The 17,433-nt window shown below is 65.9% G+C and carries 14 protein-coding genes; 2 read left to right on the forward strand and 12 right to left on the reverse strand.

The window, feature by feature from the left end; translation table 11 throughout:
• The first annotated feature begins 68 nt into the window (after nucleotides 1-68).
• Nucleotides 69-1,268: an aminotransferase class V-fold PLP-dependent enzyme gene (locus DES45_RS20020; protein WP_114771886.1), complete on the forward strand. Its 1,200-nt coding sequence runs from the start codon at nucleotides 69-71 to the stop codon at nucleotides 1,266-1,268.
• Between the two features lie 246 nt (nucleotides 1,269-1,514).
• On the opposite strand, the gene DES45_RS20025 is transcribed toward DES45_RS20020, so the two are convergent.
• Genes DES45_RS20025 through DES45_RS20065 form a run of 9 tightly spaced genes read right to left on the reverse strand, consistent with a single transcriptional unit; the run spans nucleotide 1,515 to nucleotide 12,557 of the window.
• Entirely contained in the window at nucleotides 1,515-2,315 is an 801-nt protein-coding gene (locus DES45_RS20025) for a M55 family metallopeptidase (RefSeq protein ID WP_114771888.1), read from the reverse strand.
• A gap of 19 nt (nucleotides 2,316-2,334) precedes the next feature.
• Complete coding sequence (locus DES45_RS20030) at nucleotides 2,335-3,888, reverse strand: acetolactate synthase large subunit (protein ID WP_114771890.1); 1,554 nt, start codon at nucleotides 3,886-3,888, stop codon at nucleotides 2,335-2,337.
• Nucleotides 3,889-3,919: 31 nt separating this feature from the next.
• Nucleotides 3,920-5,002 (reverse strand): ABC transporter ATP-binding protein, encoded by a 1,083-nt coding sequence (locus DES45_RS20035; RefSeq protein WP_114771892.1) that lies wholly within the window; start codon nucleotides 5,000-5,002, stop codon nucleotides 3,920-3,922.
• Nucleotides 4,999-5,979 (reverse strand): ABC transporter ATP-binding protein, encoded by a 981-nt coding sequence (locus DES45_RS20040; RefSeq protein ID WP_114771894.1) that lies wholly within the window; start codon nucleotides 5,977-5,979, stop codon nucleotides 4,999-5,001. The genes DES45_RS20035 and DES45_RS20040 overlap by 4 nt, the downstream gene beginning before the upstream one ends.
• Before the next feature lie 10 nt (nucleotides 5,980-5,989).
• A complete protein-coding gene (locus tag DES45_RS20045; RefSeq protein ID WP_210210241.1) occupies nucleotides 5,990-7,432 on the reverse strand; it encodes an amidohydrolase family protein in 1,443 nt (480 codons plus the stop codon).
• A gap of 14 nt (nucleotides 7,433-7,446) precedes the next feature.
• Nucleotides 7,447-9,039: an ABC transporter substrate-binding protein gene (locus tag DES45_RS20050; RefSeq protein ID WP_114771896.1), complete on the reverse strand. Its 1,593-nt coding sequence runs from the start codon at nucleotides 9,037-9,039 to the stop codon at nucleotides 7,447-7,449.
• A 22-nt stretch (nucleotides 9,040-9,061) separates the two neighbouring features.
• Nucleotides 9,062-9,961 carry an ABC transporter permease gene (locus DES45_RS20055; protein ID WP_114771898.1) on the reverse strand — a complete coding sequence of 300 codons (900 nt, stop codon included), beginning with the start codon at nucleotides 9,959-9,961 and terminating at the stop codon, nucleotides 9,062-9,064.
• Complete coding sequence (locus DES45_RS20060; RefSeq protein WP_114771900.1) at nucleotides 9,958-10,899, reverse strand: ABC transporter permease; 942 nt, start codon at nucleotides 10,897-10,899, stop codon at nucleotides 9,958-9,960. The genes DES45_RS20055 and DES45_RS20060 overlap by 4 nt, the downstream gene beginning before the upstream one ends.
• An 11-nt stretch (nucleotides 10,900-10,910) precedes the next feature.
• On the reverse strand, nucleotides 10,911-12,557 hold the full coding sequence (locus DES45_RS20065; RefSeq protein ID WP_114771902.1) for an amidohydrolase: 1,647 nt from the start codon (nucleotides 12,555-12,557) through the stop codon (nucleotides 10,911-10,913).
• A 514-nt stretch (nucleotides 12,558-13,071) separates the two neighbouring features.
• Here DES45_RS20065 and DES45_RS20070 point away from each other — a divergent pair.
• A complete protein-coding gene (locus DES45_RS20070) occupies nucleotides 13,072-14,457 on the forward strand; it encodes an FAD-binding oxidoreductase (RefSeq protein ID WP_114771904.1) in 1,386 nt (461 codons plus the stop codon).
• A 6-nt stretch (nucleotides 14,458-14,463) separates the two neighbouring features.
• Here the strand turns inward: DES45_RS20070 and DES45_RS20075 are convergent, their stop codons facing one another.
• The 3 genes from DES45_RS20075 to gabT are packed head-to-tail and all read right to left on the reverse strand — an operon-like array spanning nucleotide 14,464 to nucleotide 17,431.
• On the reverse strand, nucleotides 14,464-14,784 hold the full coding sequence (locus DES45_RS20075) for a cupin domain-containing protein (RefSeq protein WP_114771906.1): 321 nt from the start codon (nucleotides 14,782-14,784) through the stop codon (nucleotides 14,464-14,466).
• A gap of 51 nt (nucleotides 14,785-14,835) precedes the next feature.
• Complete coding sequence (locus tag DES45_RS20080) at nucleotides 14,836-16,080, reverse strand: Zn-dependent hydrolase (RefSeq protein WP_114771908.1); 1,245 nt, start codon at nucleotides 16,078-16,080, stop codon at nucleotides 14,836-14,838.
• A 46-nt stretch (nucleotides 16,081-16,126) separates the two neighbouring features.
• Nucleotides 16,127-17,431, reverse strand: a complete 1,305-nt coding sequence (gene gabT / locus DES45_RS20085) for a 4-aminobutyrate--2-oxoglutarate transaminase (protein WP_114772051.1) — start codon at nucleotides 17,429-17,431, stop codon at nucleotides 16,127-16,129.
• Nucleotides 17,432-17,433 lie beyond the last annotated feature (2 nt).

Genomic DNA, 17,433 nt, shown 5'->3' on the forward strand with positions numbered 1-17,433 from the left:
CGGCAGAATTCCTCAATAATGGAATAACAGCCATTACGGCAACATAAAACGGAAAGACTCAGCCCGCCATGACCCAGAAAGACATCCGCCAGGAGCTTGGCCTTCGCCCCATCATCAACGTGTCGGGGACCATGACGTCTCTCGGCGCGTCGATCGTCGTGCCGGAGGCGGTCGCGGCCGTGTCCGCAATCCTCCCCCAGTTCGTCGAGATCGGCGACCTCCAAAGAAAGGCGAGCCGCATCATCGCGCGCCTGTGCGGCACCGAGGCCGGCTTCGTCACCGCGTCCTGCTCGGCGGGAATTTCCCTCGCGGTCGCGGGGGCCATGACCGGCTGCGATCTGGCCGCGATCGAGCGGCTGCCGGACACGACCGGCCTGAAGAACGAGGTCCTGCTCATGACCGGTCACATGGTCAGCTATGGCGCGCCCGTCGAGCAGGGAATCCGGCTCTCCGGCGCGAAGGTCGTCCCGGTCGGGCAGGCCACCTCGGCCAATCGCTATCAGCTCGAAGGTGCGATCAACGAGCGCACGGCGGCTGCGGTCTTCGTGGTGTCGCACCACACCGTGCAATACGGACTCATCCCCCTCAAAGAATTCGTCGAGGTCTGCCACGCCCGCGGCGTGCCGGTCATCGTGGATGCCGCGTCCGAGTACGATCTGAAGGGGTTCCTCGAGACCGGCGCCGACATCGCGCTCTATTCCTCCCACAAGTTCCTGGGGGGGCCGACCGGCGGCATCGTGGCCGGACGGAAGGACCTGGTCCGCGCCGCCTACATGCAGAACTCCGGCATCGGGCGCGGCATGAAAGTCGGCAAGGAAGGCATGGTCGGCACGATCGCGGCCCTCGAGGCCTGGGAGACGCGGGATCACGCGGGCATCCGCGAGCGGGAGACGCGCTCTCTGGAGCTCTGGGAACAGACCCTGTCGGGACGTCCGGGCGTAACCCCGATCCGCGAGCCGGACCCGACCAACAACCCTCTCGACCGACTGAAGGTCGCCGTCGAGCCCAAGGAGGCGCACATCACCGCCTGGGACTTGGCCGATGCCCTCGCGTCCGGGCGTACGCCGATCATCGTGCGCGACCACGAGGTCGAGCATGGCTACTTCTACCTCGATCCGTGCAATCTCCATCCAGGCCAGGAAAAGGTCGTCGCCGAGCGACTGGTCGAGGAACTCGAGAAGGCCCGGCAGTCGAACGAGATCATCGCGACCCCGCTCGAGCGGCGCCGGAACCGTTCATCGGAGGCGCTGATGCGCTGGCCGGATTGAACAGGACCGAAAAAGAAGGAGGGAGCCGCGAGGCTCCCTCAAAGCTTGACCATTGGACTTGTCGCGGCTTGTCGCCGTCAAAGAGAAGCGCCCCGCTTGCAGCAGAGGCGCTTCAGTTCCAAGGGAGGACCTGCTGCCCCCAGCCACTCCATCCTGGACACGATTAAGAGTGCCTGATTTGCACGACTCTGGCTGTATCCGGAATGACACACCGGCGGCGTTCCCGCGCAGGACAGCAATCCTGGCTCAGAGGGTGATGAAGCGGATCGCCCGCAGGACTTCGAAATAATCGTTCGAGACGAAGCGCAACGTGCAGGCCTTCGGATGCTCGACACCGGGATAGAAGCTCGACCGGTAGGCGTCGCTTGCGTTGTTGAATTCGAGCACCACTTCGAAGCGCTCCGGCAACGGCAGGGCGCATCGCGCGAAATCGCCCGATAAGGCCTCCTCCACGCCGTCGCGGATCATCTGCACGGCCTTTGCCGGAGCCATGGAGACCGTCGCCCGGCCGAAACCCTCACTGACCGCCACGGTCGTCATGGCCGGCACGAGGCGCCGGGCCGACGTGCAGATTCCAACGTCACCGGATAGGAAGACCGCTGGAATCGCGTTCATCGCGGCCGTGTACGCGTTGACGGTGAATTCGGACGCGAGCTCGCCATTGATCGAGAGCCTCGCGATCCTGTCGTTCATCGTGTGCGCGAGGGGATTGCCGTCCGTGCCCGCAGCGTCGTGATAGCCGATGAAGAGGGCAGCATCGAAAGAGCGGTCGACCCCGAACATCATCACATAAGGATGGCCGCTCCAGCCCCGGACGATCCGCACATAATCGGGAAGGCGCGAGACGATCAGGTTGCAGGCGCTCTCGTGGGCATCCTTGACGAGAATGTCGGTCGCACCGGCGGCCCGCGCTCCCTCGCAGGCTGCCACGACCTCGGCCGTCATCTGTTCGCGGAACTCCGCATAGCCCGAGCGACCCTTGTGGACCTCGTCCCAGCTCGTGATCGCTGCGCAGCCCTCGATGTCGGCGCTGATGAAGACCTTCATGGTTGCGACGTCCCGGTCGTCAGATCACGGCCTCGATCAGGAAAGGCCCGCGTTGTGCCATGGCGCTCTTGAGCAGGTCGACGAATTCCCGGACCGTCGTGGCCCGCGCGGCCTCGACGCCCATGCCCTTCGCCATGCTGACCCAGTCCAGGGCCGGGTCGTCGATGTTGAGCATGCGCTGGGCGTTGCGCCCGAACTCGGTCGCACCCACCGCCCGCATCTCACCCTGGAGGATGGCGTATTTACGGTTGGCGAAGACGATGGTGACGACGTCGAGGTTCTCGCGCGCCTGGGTCCAGAGCGCCTGCACGGTGTACATGCCGCTGCCGTCCGCCTGCAGGCCGATGACCTTGCGGTCGGGGCAGGCGACCGCGGCTCCCACCGCGAGAGGAATGCCGATGCCGATGGCGCCTCCCGTGAGCGACAGGAAGTCGTGCGGCGCGGAGCGATGGGAGAGCCCGAAGAACCTCCTGGCCGAGGTCAGCGACTCGTTGCAGATGATGGCGCCTTCCGGCATGAACTGCGCGACCGCGACCGAGATTGCATCCTCGGTCAGATCCCCATCCAGCAGGGTCTCCCAGTCGGTGCACGGCTGCGAGACCGTGACGGGCGCGTCCCGCTTCACGCCGAGCTCGAAGGAGAGCCGCGACAGTACCTCCTTCAGATCGCTTGCCCGCGTCGCCAGCTGGATCACCTCGCACTGGTCGGGAACGAGGCGGCCGGGCTTGCCCGGATAGGCGAAGAACGCGACCGGAAGCTGTGCGCCGATCATGATGAGGCAGTCGATGTCCTTGAGGGCATCCAGAGCGATGTCGACAGGATAGGGCACCGTGCCGATCGGCACGCGTCCTGCCCCGCGCTCGATGCGGCCGTTGGACATCTGCGCGATGAGCCGCACGCCCGTTGCGTCCGCGATGCGGGCCGCCGTCTCCAGGGCATCGGCCCGCAGGGCCTTTCCGGTCAGGAGCAGTGCCGTACGACGACCCGATCGGATCGCCTCCACGCTCTGGCGCATGGCGTCCTCGTCGACCGGAGTCCTGGGAGGCAGCATCGTCCGCGCCACGGGGGTCTCGGGGATCTCGCCCCAGGCTGCGTCGGCGGGAAGGATGAGGGTCGCCACGCCGGGCAGCGACATCGCCGCCTCATAGGCGGCCGCTGTGTCGCGTCCAACATCCTCCGCCCGCTCGATGCGATGGACCCATTGCGACATCGGACGCGCGAGGCTCTCGATGTCGCTCGTCAGCGGCGCATCGTGCCGCAGATGGTAAGTCGCATGGTCGCCGACCACGTTGATCATCGGCGTCGAGGCCCGCTTGGCATTGTGGAGGTTGGCGAGCCCGTTGGCGAGGCCGGGGCCGAGGTGCAGAAGGGTTGCGGCCGGCTTGTCGGCCATGCGTGCATAACCGTCCGCCGCAGCCGTCACGACGCCCTCGAACAGGCCGAGCACGCAGCGCATCCGCGGCTTGCGGTCGAGAGCGGCCACGAAATGCATCTCGGACGTGCCGGGATTGGCGAAGCACACATCGATATCGTTCGCGAGAAGCTCCTCGCAAAGGCGGTCGGCACCGTTCATGATCTGCGGCGTTCCTTGAAAAATCTGTCTGTTATGCGTTGACGGATGCCAGCGCTGCCTTGTGGCGGGCATAGAGCGCCAGCCTTTCCTGCAGGCGCGGGTGAATCCCCTCTCCGTTCCGGAAGCGCGTGAAGGAAGGCACGCTCTCGGCGAAATGGCAAGCGGCCCGGTGCCCGGGCTCGATTTCCCGAAGGGCCGGGACTTCGGAGCGGCAGCGCTCCTGCGCCAGCGGGCAGCGGGTGTGGAACCGGCATCCGGACGGAGGATTGAGCGGACTCGGAAGATCGCCCCCCAGGCTCTTCATGGCCGTGCGGCGGGAGGGGTCCGGCTCGGGGGCGGCCGCCAGCAGGGCCTGGGTATAGGGATGGCGCGGATTGTCGTAGAGGTTCTTCTTGTCGGCGATCTCGACGATCTGACCGAGGTACATCACCGCAACCCGGTCTGAGACGTGCTTCACCACTGCGAGACCGTGGGAGATGAACAGATAAGTGAGCCCGAACTCCTTCTGGAGATCCTTCAGGAGGTTCACGATCTGCGCCTGGATCGACACGTCGAGGGCCGAGACCGGCTCGTCGCAGACGATGAGACGGGGCGACACGGAGAGGGCGCGCGCGATGCCGATGCGCTGCCGCTGGCCGCCCGAGAACTCGTGCGGATAGCGGTCCGCATGGTAGGGCGCCAGATCCACGAGGCGCAGGAGCTCCCGCACCCTGTCCCGCCGCGAGGCCCGATCGCCCACATTGTGAACGACCATCGGCTCCGCGATGATCTCCTCGACCGTCATGCGCGGATTGAGGCTCGAATACGGGTCCTGGAAGATGATCTGCATGTCGCGGCGCAGGCGCCGCATGTCCTGGCGCGTCGCCTTGGTGATGTCCTGGCCGTCGTAGCGGATGGTTCCGGAGGTCGGCTCGATCAGGCGCATGGCGAGCCGCGCAGTCGTGGACTTTCCGCAGCCGCTCTCGCCGACGACGGCGAGCGTCTCGCCGGGCATCAGCTGGAAGCTCACCCCGTCCACGGCGCGGACGGTGCCGACCTCCTTCTGGATGATCAGGCCCTTCTTTACCGGATAGAGCTTGCGGATGTCCTCCAGCTCGAGGAGCGGCTTGGTCATACGTGTTCCTCCAGCGGAGCCTTCCAGCAGGCGACGGCATGGGTATCGGTCATGGCTGCGAGGGCCGGCTGCTCGACGCGGCATTCGCTGCCGACGAACGGGCAGCGCGGATTGAACCGGCAGCCGGGCGGCAGACGGAAGGGCGGCGGCACGACCCCCGAGATGGAGACGAGGCGATCCACGTCCTCCTCCATCCGCGGCATGGAGCCCATGAGGCCGATCGTGTAGGGGTGCTGCGGATCCTGGAAGATCCGGCTGACCGGCGCCCGCTCCACCACCTTTCCGGCATACATCACCGCCACCTCGTCGGCGACCTGTGCGACCACGCCGAGATCGTGGGTGATCAGGATGATCGCCATGCCGGTCTCGGCCTGGAGTTCCCGCAGAAGCTCCAGGATCTGCGCTTGAATCGTGACGTCGAGCGCCGTCGTGGGCTCGTCCGCGATGAGAAGGTCGGGCTTGCAGACGAGGGCCATCGCGATCATCACGCGCTGGCGCATGCCGCCGGAGAGCTGGTGCGGATATTCGTCGAACCGGCGCTCGGGAGACGGGATGCGGACCTTGCGCAGGGCCTCGATCGCCTCCTCCTTCAGGCGCGCGGGCGATTCCTTGCGGTGCGCCCGCAGCGCTTCGATGATCTGGAAACCTACCGTATGAACCGGGTTGAGGCTCGTCATCGGCTCCTGGAAGATCATCGCGATGCGATTGCCGCGCAGGTCGCGCATCTGCGCCGCCGACAGCTTCGTCAGATCCGTCCCGCGATACAGGACCTGCCCCTCCGCGATCCGCCCCGGCGGCGGGACGAGGCCCATGACGGACAGGGACAGCATGCTCTTGCCGCTGCCGCTCTCGCCGACGATTCCGAGGGTGGTGCCCTTCCTGACGGACAGCGAGATGCCGTCCACGGCGCGGATCGCTCCGTTGCGGGTGTTGAAGGCCGTGACCAGGCCGCGGATGTCGAGGATGGTTTCGGACATGCCGTCTCCGTTACGCGAGCGGAAAGGTCAGGGGTGAATAGGCGCTGACCGGGCGGTTGGCGTAGTCACGGGACGGGGCGATCTCCTCCGTCCGCCGCTGAGCTTCGCTTAGCCGAAGGGCAGCTTCTTCGTAGTCGAGGGTGACCACCCTGCCCCCTTCGACGACCCGGCGGCCGTCGACGAAAACCGTATCGACGGCGCGTTCCGCCGCCGCGTAGATGAGGCTCCGGACCGGGTCCCGAACCGGCTGCATCATGGGATGAGTGACGTCGACGAGGACCAGGTCCGCCTTGCAGCCCGGCGCCAGGCGACCGATGTCGTCGCGCAGCAGGGCCCGTGCCCCGCCGACCGTGGCCGCCTCGAAAAGATCGGTGGTCGTGAGAGTCCGGGGGCTCTCCGCCATCAGCCGCGCCACATAGGCCACGTGGCGCATCTCCTCGAGCATGTTGTGCGGATAGGTGTCGGTGCCGAGCCCGATGTTCACCCCGGCGCGGCGATAGCGGCCGAAATCCTTCATGGCGATACCGCGCCGCAGGAACACCGTGGGGCAATGGGCCACCGACGTCCCGGTCTCGGCGAGGATGGAGAGGTCGTCGCGGCTGTGCCAGCCGGCGCGCGGATAGTCGTCGAGGAAGATCCCGTGGCCGATGATGCTGGAATTGCCGAGGACGCCTAGGCTCTCGAGCCATTGGACCGGGCTCAGGCCATGGCGGCGGGTGATCTCGTGGAACTCGACCGTGGACTGCGCCGCATGGATCTGCCACGGCAATCCCCGTCGCTTCGCCTCCGCGTGGCTCTCCCGGATCAGGTCCGGCGTGCAGGTGTCGATCTGGGACGGGCTCACCATGCCCGACAGGCGGCCGCTCGGGTGAGCCTCGGCCTTGTCGATCAGGTCGAGGGCCTGCTGCATGGCCTTCTCGCCGGCCTTTTCGTCCCACTGGTACTCCACAAGGTGGCCGTTGCGGGTGCCCCAGGCGGCGGACCGGAACATGGGCGAAAGGCAGATCCGCAGGCCGCTCTGTGCCGCCAGGTCGAGCCAGTCCGGATGGGAGACGGACATGTCCGTGAGGGTCGTCACCCCGGACAGGAGAAGCTCCGAATAGGCGACGCGCACGCAATCGGCGACCGCCTCCGGCTCCGGGCGCAGGATCGTCATGTATTCGTAGAGCGACGAGTTGTAGAGCGCCGGCGATCCGGTCTCGTCGAGGAAGCCCTTGTTCAAGGGCTCGCTCGACGGATGGGAATGGATGTTGACGAGGCCGGGCATGACCATGCGCCCGGCCCCGTGGACGGTTTCATCGGCGGGACCTTCATAGCCCCGCCCGACAAAGATGATCTCACCGTCCTCGAATGCGACGTCGCCGCCCGGGATGTAGGTATGCCTGCTGTGGTCGGCGTCCCATCCAACGACGAAGGACGCATTCTTGATGACGGTGATGGTCATGGATGTCATTCCGTCTCTTGCGCTCAGCGCTTCAGTGTGATGTCGAGGCCCTTGTAGAGGCCGGCCCCGTAGACGCCGTGCGGCTTGGCTCCCTCGACGCGGTCGCCGGTGACGAGCCACATCGGCTCGGACACCAGCGGCACCCAAACGCTCGCATCCGTGAGCTGCTGCTGGACGGCCGCATTGGCGCCCTTGCGGGTGTTGTCGTCGGTTGCGGTCGTGGCGGTGGCGAGAAGCTGGTCGGTCTTCTCATTCTTCCAGTTCATCCGGTTCGGGGTCGGCGTCTGCGTGCTGCGGAAGTAGAGGTTGAGGGCCTCGTTCGCCGTCACATAGGGATACGACATGTAGAAGGCGTCGAATTCCTGCGTCGCGAGTTTGCCCCAGCCCACCGTGGCGTCCCAGAGCTGGATCTTCATGTCGATGCCGATCTTGCGAAGATCCGCCTGCATGGCCTCGGAGATGCGCGGATTGACGGCATTGCGCAGGCCGTAGACCGTGAAGGTCGCCTTCTGCCCGTCCTTCTCGCGGATGCCGTCCGATCCGGGCTTCCAGCCCGCCTCGTCGAGGAGTTTCGCGGCCGCCGCGGGATCGAATTTCGGCATCAGGGAAGCGGATTTCGCGTCGTAGTCCAGCACGCTCGGGTTCAGGAGCGACTGCATGGGCGCGCCCTTGCCGAAATAGACCGCCTTGGCGATGGCATCCTTGTTGGTCGCCATGTTCACGGCCTTGCGGATCGCCTCGTCCTTCACGACCGGCTTGTCCACCTTGAAGCCCATGAAGGCGTCATAGATGTAGTTCTTCTGCTGCTGCACCTTCATGCCCGGCACGCGGGAGATTGTGTCGATGGCGATGTAGGGCATGTAATAGGTCGCATCCGCCTGCTTGGCCTGCATGGCGGCCATCAGGGTGTTCTGCTCCGGAATTACCCGCCACACGATCTGCTCGACCTGCGGCTTCGGGTTCTTGTAGATCTCCGGACCCCAGGCGTAGTGGGGGTTCTTCTTCATCACGAAGTCCTGACGCGGCGTCCAGCTGACCCAGCAATAGGGGCCGGTGGCGTTGAAGCCCTGCACGCCGAAATTCTCGCCGAGCTTCTCGACGCTCGCCTTGTCGATGATGGAGGCGAACGACAGGCCGAGCTGGAACATCAGGTCCGCATAGGGCTCCTTCAGCTCGTAGACGACAGTGTAGTCGTCGGTGGCCTTGATGTCCTTGACCGGGCCGCCGCGGAACGAAACGGGCGACTTGGAAGCAGGATCGGTCCAGCGCTTCAGCGAGTAGACCACGTCCTCGGCCTTCATCGGGCGACCGTCGCAGAACTTCACGTCGTCGCGGAGCTTGAACGTGTAGGTCTTGCCGTCCTCGGAGATCGTCCATGACTTCGCGAGCAGCGGCTTGATGGTCTTCATGTCGAAGTCGATGCTCACCAGCGTGTCGGCGAGCATGTAGACGATTTCCGCCGCGGCCGTCGCGGTGGAGCGGATCGGATCGTACTTGTCGGCGTCGATGACGCGCAGGATCGTGAGCGCGTTGCCCTGCTGCGCGGAGGCCGGCATGGAGCCGACCGTGAGCGCGGCAGCGCCGGCGATGAGCAGGGACTTCAAGGCTTTGGACATTCTCTGGTTCTCCTCTGGCAGTTTATTTGTTGAGCTTCGGGTCCAGTGCGTCCCGAAGCGCATCCCCAAGAACGTTGAACGCAAGCACGATGATGAAGATGAGCAGGCTCGGAAGGACCGAGACGTGCGGCGCGAAGAACAGGAAGTTGCGCCCGTCCGCCGCCATGGCGCCGAGTTCCGCGGTCGGCGGCTGAGCGCCCAGGCCGATGAACGACAAGGCGGCCCCGAGAAGGATGACCTGGCCAAAGCGCAGAGTGACGAAGACGAAGATCGCCGAAAGGCAGTTCGGCAGGAGGTGCTTCAGGATGAGGCGCGAGTCGCTCATGCCCAGAGACCGGGCGCTCTCGACATAGTCCTGCTGCATGACGACGATCGCGGCGCCGCGCACGACGCGGGCCATCAGCGGGACGGTGGCGATCGACAGCGCGATGATCACGGATGTCAGGCCCGGACCGAAGATCGCCGCGATAGCGAGGCCGAAGAGAATGGCCGGGAAGGACAGCAGCACGTCCATCAGCCGCATCAGGAGCCCCGAGAGCCTCGGATAATAGGCCGCGGCGAAACCGACGACCGCGCCGATGCCGCAGCCGAAGGCCACTGCCGCGAACCCGATCAGGAGCGTCGTCCGCAGGCCGTAGAGCAGGCGGGTGATCATGTCCCGCCCCTGCCCGTCTGTTCCCAGCAGGGCAAGCTCGCCGGGCGGCTGCAGCGTGAGAGCGAGGTCGCCGCCGTAAGGATCTCCGGGTGATAGCCACGGCGCGAAAAGAGCCGCGAGCAGAATGAGGACCACCGTCAAAAGGGCCACGCAGGCGCTTGGCTCCCGCAACAGCAGAAGCAGAACCGAAGGGCGGCGGACGATCCGCTCGGCCTCGGGCTGCGGCACGCTCGCGGGACTTTGTGGGATCACGACGCCGTCGCTCATGCGCCCCTCACTCTCGGATCAAGCACTGCGTAAAGGACGTCCACGGCCAGATTCACGAGGATGAAGCCGAGCGATAGGACGATGATGGTTCCCTGCGCCATCGGCAGGTCGCTGGAGAGGATCGCGCCCACCGCGAGCCGGCCGATGCCCGGCCAGCTGAACACGGTCTCGGTCACGACCGCTCCGCCGAGCAGGAAGCCGATCTGAAGGCCGATGAGCGTCACCACCGGCACGAGGGCGTTGCGCAGCGCGTGGCGCGACACCACTGTGCGCTCCGGCAGACCCTTCGCGCGGGCGGTGCGGACGTGATCGGCTCCCAGGACGTCGAGCACCGAGGACCGGGTCATGCGCGCGACCGGGCCGACGAAGACGCCGCCGAGCGTGATCGCCGGCATGATGACGGCCTTGAATCCTTCCCAGGTCCAGATTGGACCCGGGCGTCCGGTGAACGGCAGGAGCTGGTACTGGAACCCAAGGAACCAGATCAGGGTCAGGCCGAGGAAGAACACCGGGATCGACACGCCGGCCACGGACGCCGCCATGATGATGCGGTCGAGAAAGGTGCCGCGGTAGTAGGCGCCGACGGTTCCCATCGCGATGCCGAGCGGAATGGCCCAGATGAGGGAGGCGAGCATCAGCTCGAGCGTCGGGCCGATGGTCGTTCCGAGCTCCTGCGTGACCGGAACGTTGTTGATGATCGATACCCCGAGATCACCCTGGAGCAGCCGGCCGATATAGATGAAGAACTGCTTCCAGAGCGGCTCGTTGAGGCCGAGTTCCTGACGGATCGCCTCGATCACCTCCATGCTGGCCGTCGGACCCGCGCGCACGATGGCCGGATCCGTCGGAACGACCTGCATGAGGAAGAAGCCGAGGAGGAGAACCCCGAAGAGAACGGGCACAGCGAGGAGCAGTCGCTCGAGCGTGTGACGCAGCATGACAGACCGTCCTATTCCGCCGCGGTGGCGAGTTGGCCCTCACGGTCGTAGACCACCTTGCCGCCAAGAATGGTCATGTCGCAGCGGACGTCTTTCTCGACGGTCTCCGGCGCGACGGCGAAGACGTCGTGTGACAGGATCGCGACGTCGGCGAGTTGCCCCGGGACCAGGCGGCCCAGATCGTTCTCGGCGAACTGCGTGTAGGCGCCGCAATAGGTGTAGGCGTGGACCGCCTCCTCCATCGTGAGCTTTTCGCCCCCGCCGATCTCCGTGTGGCGCTTCGTCTGCCGTGTGACCATGGTGAAAAGGTTCTGGAACGGATTGGTGGCGCAGACCGGCGCGTCCGAGCTCGCGGCCGGATGGAGGCCGGCATCGAGCCACTTCTTCATCGGGTAGGCGGCGCTCGCACGCTTCTCGCCGAGATTGTGCACGTAGAGGTCGCCGAACTCGTACATGAAGAGAGGCTGCGGCACGGGCTCGATTCCTGCCGCCGCCATGCGGGCGAGCTGCCCGTCCGTGAGGAAGCCGCAATGCTCGATCCGGTGACGGCGGCCGGTGATCGGCTGATCCGGCGTTGCGGCTTTCTCGATGCCGGTGAGCACCTGCTCGATCGCCGCATCGCCGATCGCGTGGATCGCGAGCTGGTATCCGAGCTTGTGATAATGCGCGAGGTAGCTGTGCATCTCCGCATCGGTGTAGCAGAAGATGCCGCGGTTCTCCGGGTCGCCGACCACGTACGGCTCGCTCATGGCGGCGGTGAGCCCGCCGGCGCTGCCGTCGCCGAAGACCTTCATGGCGCCGTATCGCAGGAAGCCCACCTCGCGGCCGAAGCGGTAGCCCGCCGCGTGAGCTTCGTCCCCGATTCCGTCCGCGTTGCCGTAGATGCAGACCCAGGTACGCACGGGGAGGCGCTCGTTGGCGGCGGCCTCCTCATAGGCGGCGATTTCATCCATGCCCGCCAGCATGCCCACGGCTGCGTCCATGACGCTCGTGAAGCCCTGCGAGAGCATATAGCCTCCTGCCCGCTCGATCGCCGCGACGAGCTCGTCCTTCGACGGCTTCGGCATCGCGTTCACGATGAGGCGCATGGCAAGCTCGGCCACGAGGCCCGTAAGCTTGTTGTCACGGCGCTCGATCAGCCCTCCATCGGGGCTCGGCGTGTTGTGGCCGATTCCGGCCTCGCGCATCGCGAGGGTGTTGATGACGCCGACATGACCGCAGGTGCGCTTGATGTAGACGGGATTGTTCGGAGCCACGCGATCGAGCTCCTCGGCAGTCGGATGGCGCCCCTCCGCAAGTTCGTTGTGATCGTATCCGCGGCCGGTGATCCACGCACCTGCGGGCTTCGACTTCGCGGCCTCGCCGATGCGGCGCAGGAGCTCGTCCATGCTGGTGACGCCCTCCTCCGGACGAAGGTTCACCTCCTGCATCCCGAGCCCAAGCGGAAGGAGATGCATGTGCGCGTCGTTCAGTCCGGGGATGGCCACCCGTCCGGCGAGATCGATCACACGGGTCGAGGGACCGCGCAGGGCCTCCACATCCGCGACGCTGCCGGCCGCCAGGATACGGTCGCCGCCGATGGCGAGCGCCTCGACGAACCCCTCCGCGAGGCCTGAAAAGATTCTGCCTCCGGAGATGATCGTATCAGCCTTCTGCATGTTCCCTCTCCCGTGTCGGCAGAGCTTCCTCGAGCGGAGCGTCTGCGCAGTAATCGTGGTCCGTTGCCGGTGAAGCGAAGGGCTGGCGTCTGCGCACTGCTTCCGAGAGCGGCAGGCGCCGAGCCCGGAATCCGTCAGATCGTCCGAATGCGATAACCGGGCGAGGCAGATGCGTGGGGAGCTGCGCGACGCGCCAGAGTCGGCATGCTCGTCCCAAGGCCAGGGTCTCGCCCGATCATGAAGCCCATTGAAATCTTCCCGCCATATTCGGATTATTGTGTTCCCTAACGTTAGAGTTGCTCAAGATTCTGAGCATGGCAATCAACTCCCAGTAGCAAGCACCCTCCTCTGTGATAATTTTTTGCACAGAGGCAATGCATAAAACTGGCGAAATGCCTGTGAGAGAGGCAGGAGCCCTCTGGCAACGCCGTCACTCAGCGATGTATAGAATTTTAAGCGGATTAGGTCCGATGGCCGGCCGATCCCCACTTCCCATGCCGAGGAGCAGACTTTCATGACCGCGGTTCTCGACGCCTTGCTCACGGCACTCGGACGGGAATGCGTCAGGATCGGGAGCGACATTCCCGACAGGAATTTCGGCGACGCGAGCGGCGCCAGACAGCATGCGCCCCTCGCCCTGCTCCTCCCGCGCTCGACAGAGGAGGTGTCACGGTGCCTGGCGATTTGCCACGCGCACGGCCACAGAGTCGTTCCGCAGGGCGGCATGACAGGCCTGGCGGGCGGCGCGAATCCCCAGGAGAACGAGATCGCGCTTTCGCTCGAACGGATGACGGGCGTGGAGGAGATCGACCGCGACAGCGCCACGCTGACGGCTCTCGCGGGCACGCCTCTTGCGGTCATCCAATCCGCCGCCGAGGAAGCGGGCTTTCTGTGCGGCATCGATCTCGGCGCACGCGGCACGTGCACCATCGGCGGGAATGTTGCGACCAATGCCGGCGGCAACCAGGTTCTTCGCTACGGCATGACCCGCCGCAACGTGCTGGGCCTCGAAGTCGTTCTGGCGGATGGCCGCGTGCTGCGCTCGCTAAACAAGATGATGAAGAACAATGCCGGCTACGACTGGACCCAGCTGTTCATCGGCAGCGAAGGAACGCTCGGGATCGTCACCCGCGTCGTGCTCGCGCTGCACCCGAGCCCGAAAGGCCTGACATCCGCGCTCTGCGCCGTCGACAGCTTCGGGGACGCGCTTGCGGTCCTGCGCCGTTTCGACAGCCGCTTTCCCGGGCGACTTCTCGTCTTCGAGGCCATGTGGCGGGAATACATGGACGTCGCGATCGATCGCTCGCGCCTCACCCAGCCCTTCGCCGACCGTCACGAGATCACGCTGCTGATCGAGGCCGCGATGGGCGAGGATCCCGGAGCTGAGGACGCATTTGGCGAAGCCCTCGCCGAGTTCATCGACGACGGCGTGCTGAAGGACGCCCTCGTCGCCCAATCGGGCAACGACCGAAAGAAGTTCTGGGCCTACCGCGAAGCCAATTACGAGTTCGGCCGGGTCCTTCCCGAGGGATCGCATTTCGACGTGAGCATTCCCCTTTCCCGGATGGCGGAGGCCGTCGATCTGCTGCGGCAGCGCTGCGCCCGCTGGCCGAACGCGACGCTCATCGTGTTCGGTCACGTGGCGGACAGCAACATTCATCTCTCGCTGTGCGACGAGAGCTATGACGACGCCGTCGGCCGGGCGATGAACGAGGTCGTCTACGGCGTGGTCGCCGAGGTGAGCGGCACAGTCTCGGCCGAGCACGGCATCGGGGTTCTCAAGCGTCCCTATCTCGGAATGAGCCGCACGGAGGCGGAGCTCGACCTGATGAGGACGCTCAAGCATGCCCTCGACCCGAAAGGAATTCTCAATCCGGGCCGAGTTCTCGCACCCGCATGATGCTTCTCACGCCGAAATTGCGAATGCCTCGGGGCGTTTGATCTCGATCTCGATGAACGCGATCGGGTGGTCGGAGCCGTTCATGACGTCGTGCTCGATCCCGGATTTGCGCGAATAGGCCTGCCCCGCCACGAGTGGTATGTCGGTGGCGTTCTCGCCGTTGTGAATGCGGAGCGTTCCGTCGACCAGCATGACAACGAAGTACGGCCATTCGTGGCGGTGCCAGCCCGTCACGGCGCCGGGAGCGAAATCCCACCGCGTGATCCGGACGTCGGCGTCATCCTGCTGGACTGTCGGAACAGCCGGAACGGTGCACTTGAAGCTCATAATCCCCCTCTCCTTTTCGGAATCGTTCTGTTGATGTGTGCAGGTCCGGGCTCAGCGATCCGCGCGCTCAACCAGAGCATGCAGCAGGACGTTCGCAGCGGGCTCGATGTCGTCCGGAGCCGCGAATTCGGCATTGTTGTGGGTGATGCCATCGCGACACGGCGTGAAGATCATCGCGGTCGGGCAGATTCGGGCGAGGAAATATGCATCGTGGCCCGCCTGGCTGGGCAGATCGCGGTGGGTATATCCGAGGCCCCCCGCATGGGACCTGATCGAGTCGACGAGGGCATCGTCGAAGATCCGACCTCCCCAGGTCCAGCGGTCCAGGATTCTGGCCTCGCAGCCCGCACGCGCAGCTGCGGCTTCGACCGCCACGACGACCTTACCGGCCATGCTGTCGGCGTTGGACGGATCATCGTGCCGCACGTCGCAGACGGCCTGCGACCAGTCGGAGAGGATGCCGGTCTTGTTGGGCCATGCGACCAGCCGGGCGGCAGTCGCCTTTCCGCCGCTCGGCGCGAACTCCCACCCGATGTCGTCGACGCCGACGAGCAGCCGCGCGGCGGCGACGAGAGCGTTGCGCCGCTTCTCCATCGGCCACGGCCCGGTATGGGCGGTCTCGCCATGGAACTCGACGAGGAACCCGTGAGAGCGATAGGCATGGGTGACGATCCCGACCTGGACCTTCTCCGCATCGAGAATGGGCCCTTGCTCGATGTGGAGCTCGAAATAGGCATCGGGAACGCGCCCGCCCGCGGGCACGGATCCACGATAGCCGATGCGCTGGAGCTCGCTACCGAACGTCGCACCGTCGTCGGCCGGCCGCTCGTGCACCCACTCCACGGCATATTCCCCGGCGAAGCAGCCGGAGGCGAGCATGGGGGGCGAGAAGCGTGCACCCTCTTCGTTCGTCCAGTTCACGATCTCGATCGGACGCCGGGTGACATGCCCGAGATCGTTGAGCATGCGGACCACCTCGAGCGCGCCGAGCACCCCAAGGATGCCGTCGAAGCGCCCGCCATTGGCCTGCGTGTCGAGATGGCTGCCCATCAGCACCGGCGGCAGATCGTCTTCCCGCCCGGCGCGCCGCCCGAAGATGTTGCCGACCTCGTCGACCGACACGGCAAGGCCCGCCTCGCGGCACCAACCGACGAAGAGATCACGCATCTCCCGGTCGGCATCGCTCAGGGCGAGCCTGGACAGTCCGCCCTCCCGCCCGACTCCGATTCCGGCGGACCGGTCGAGATCGGCGAGGAGGCGGTTCAGGTTGATCCGCGCATCCGGAGTGAAGGTCATCGGCGGCCTCCCTGGCGGGGAGCCCGCCAACGATATGCGGTGGATGTCAGGCTGCGGTGGTAAGGGCGGAGCCGACGACCTCGCCGAGCGCCTCCTCCAGGATGTCGAGCCCCTCCCGGGCCTGCTCGAACGGGATCGTGAGCGGCGTGAGGATGCGGATGATGTTCGCGTCCACGCCGCAGGAGAGGAGGATCAGCCCCTTCTCCTGGGCCTTGGCCACGAGCGCGGACGTCAGCGCGGCATCGGGTTCGCGGGTGTGGCGGTCCTTCACCAGCTCGATCGCGATCATGGCACCGAGGTTGCGCACGTCGCCGATGCAGGAGAACTCATTCCGCCGCGCAAGACCGTCGAGCCGCTCGCGGAAGAGGTTGCCGAGCTCCATTGCCCGGTCACACAGCTTCTCGCGCTCGATCACGTCGAGGACCGCGTGGGACGCAGCGATGCCGATCGGCGAGCCGCCATAGGTCCCGCCGAGGCCACCAGGTCCTGCCGCATCCATCAGCTCCGCCCGTCCTGTCACGGCCGCGAGCGGGAAGCCGCCGCCCAACCCCTTCGCCATGGTGACGAGGTCCGGCACGACACCGGCGTGCTCGATGGCGAACATCTTGCCGGTGCGCGCGATGCCGGTCTGGATCTCGTCGGCGATCAGGAGGATGCCGTGCTGATCGCAGATCTCGCGCAGGCCGCGCAGGAACTCCGGAGGGGCGATGTAGAAGCCGCCCTCTCCCTGCACCGGCTCGACGATGAAGGCGGCGACTCGGGACGGATCCACGTCGGACAGGAACAGGTCCCGCACGCCGGACAGGGCCCGCTCCACGTCGATGCCGTGATAGGTCTTCGGATAAGGCGCGTGGTACACCTCGGCGGGGAACGGCCCGAATCCCTTCTTGTAGGGAGCGACCTTGCCGGTCAGCGCCATGCCCATCATGGTGCGGCCGTGGAAGCCGCCGCTGAAGGCCACGATGGCGGAGCGGCCGGTAGCAGCGCGGGCAATCTTGACCGCGTTCTCCACGGCCTCCGCGCCCGTCGTGACCAGCATCGTCTTCTTGTCGAAGCTGCCGGGCGTCAGCCCGTTCAGCCGCTCGGCGAGTCCGATATAGCTCTCGTAGGGCGCCACGTGGAAGCAGGTATGGGTGAAGGCCTCCGTCTGGGCCCGGACGGCCGCCATCACGTCGGGATGGCGGTGGCCGGTGTTCAGAACCGCGATGCCGGCCGCGAAGTCGATGTAGCGCTTGCCGTTCACGTCCCAGAGCTCTGCATTCTCGGCTCTCGCGACGTAGAGGTCCTTCGTCGCGACGCCGCGGGGCACGGCGGCTTTGTGGCGGGCCCCGAGGGTGGTTGTTGCGCTCATCA

Source organism: Microvirga subterranea, from assembly GCF_003350535.1.
Classification (GTDB): Bacteria; Pseudomonadota; Alphaproteobacteria; order Rhizobiales; family Beijerinckiaceae; genus Microvirga; species Microvirga subterranea.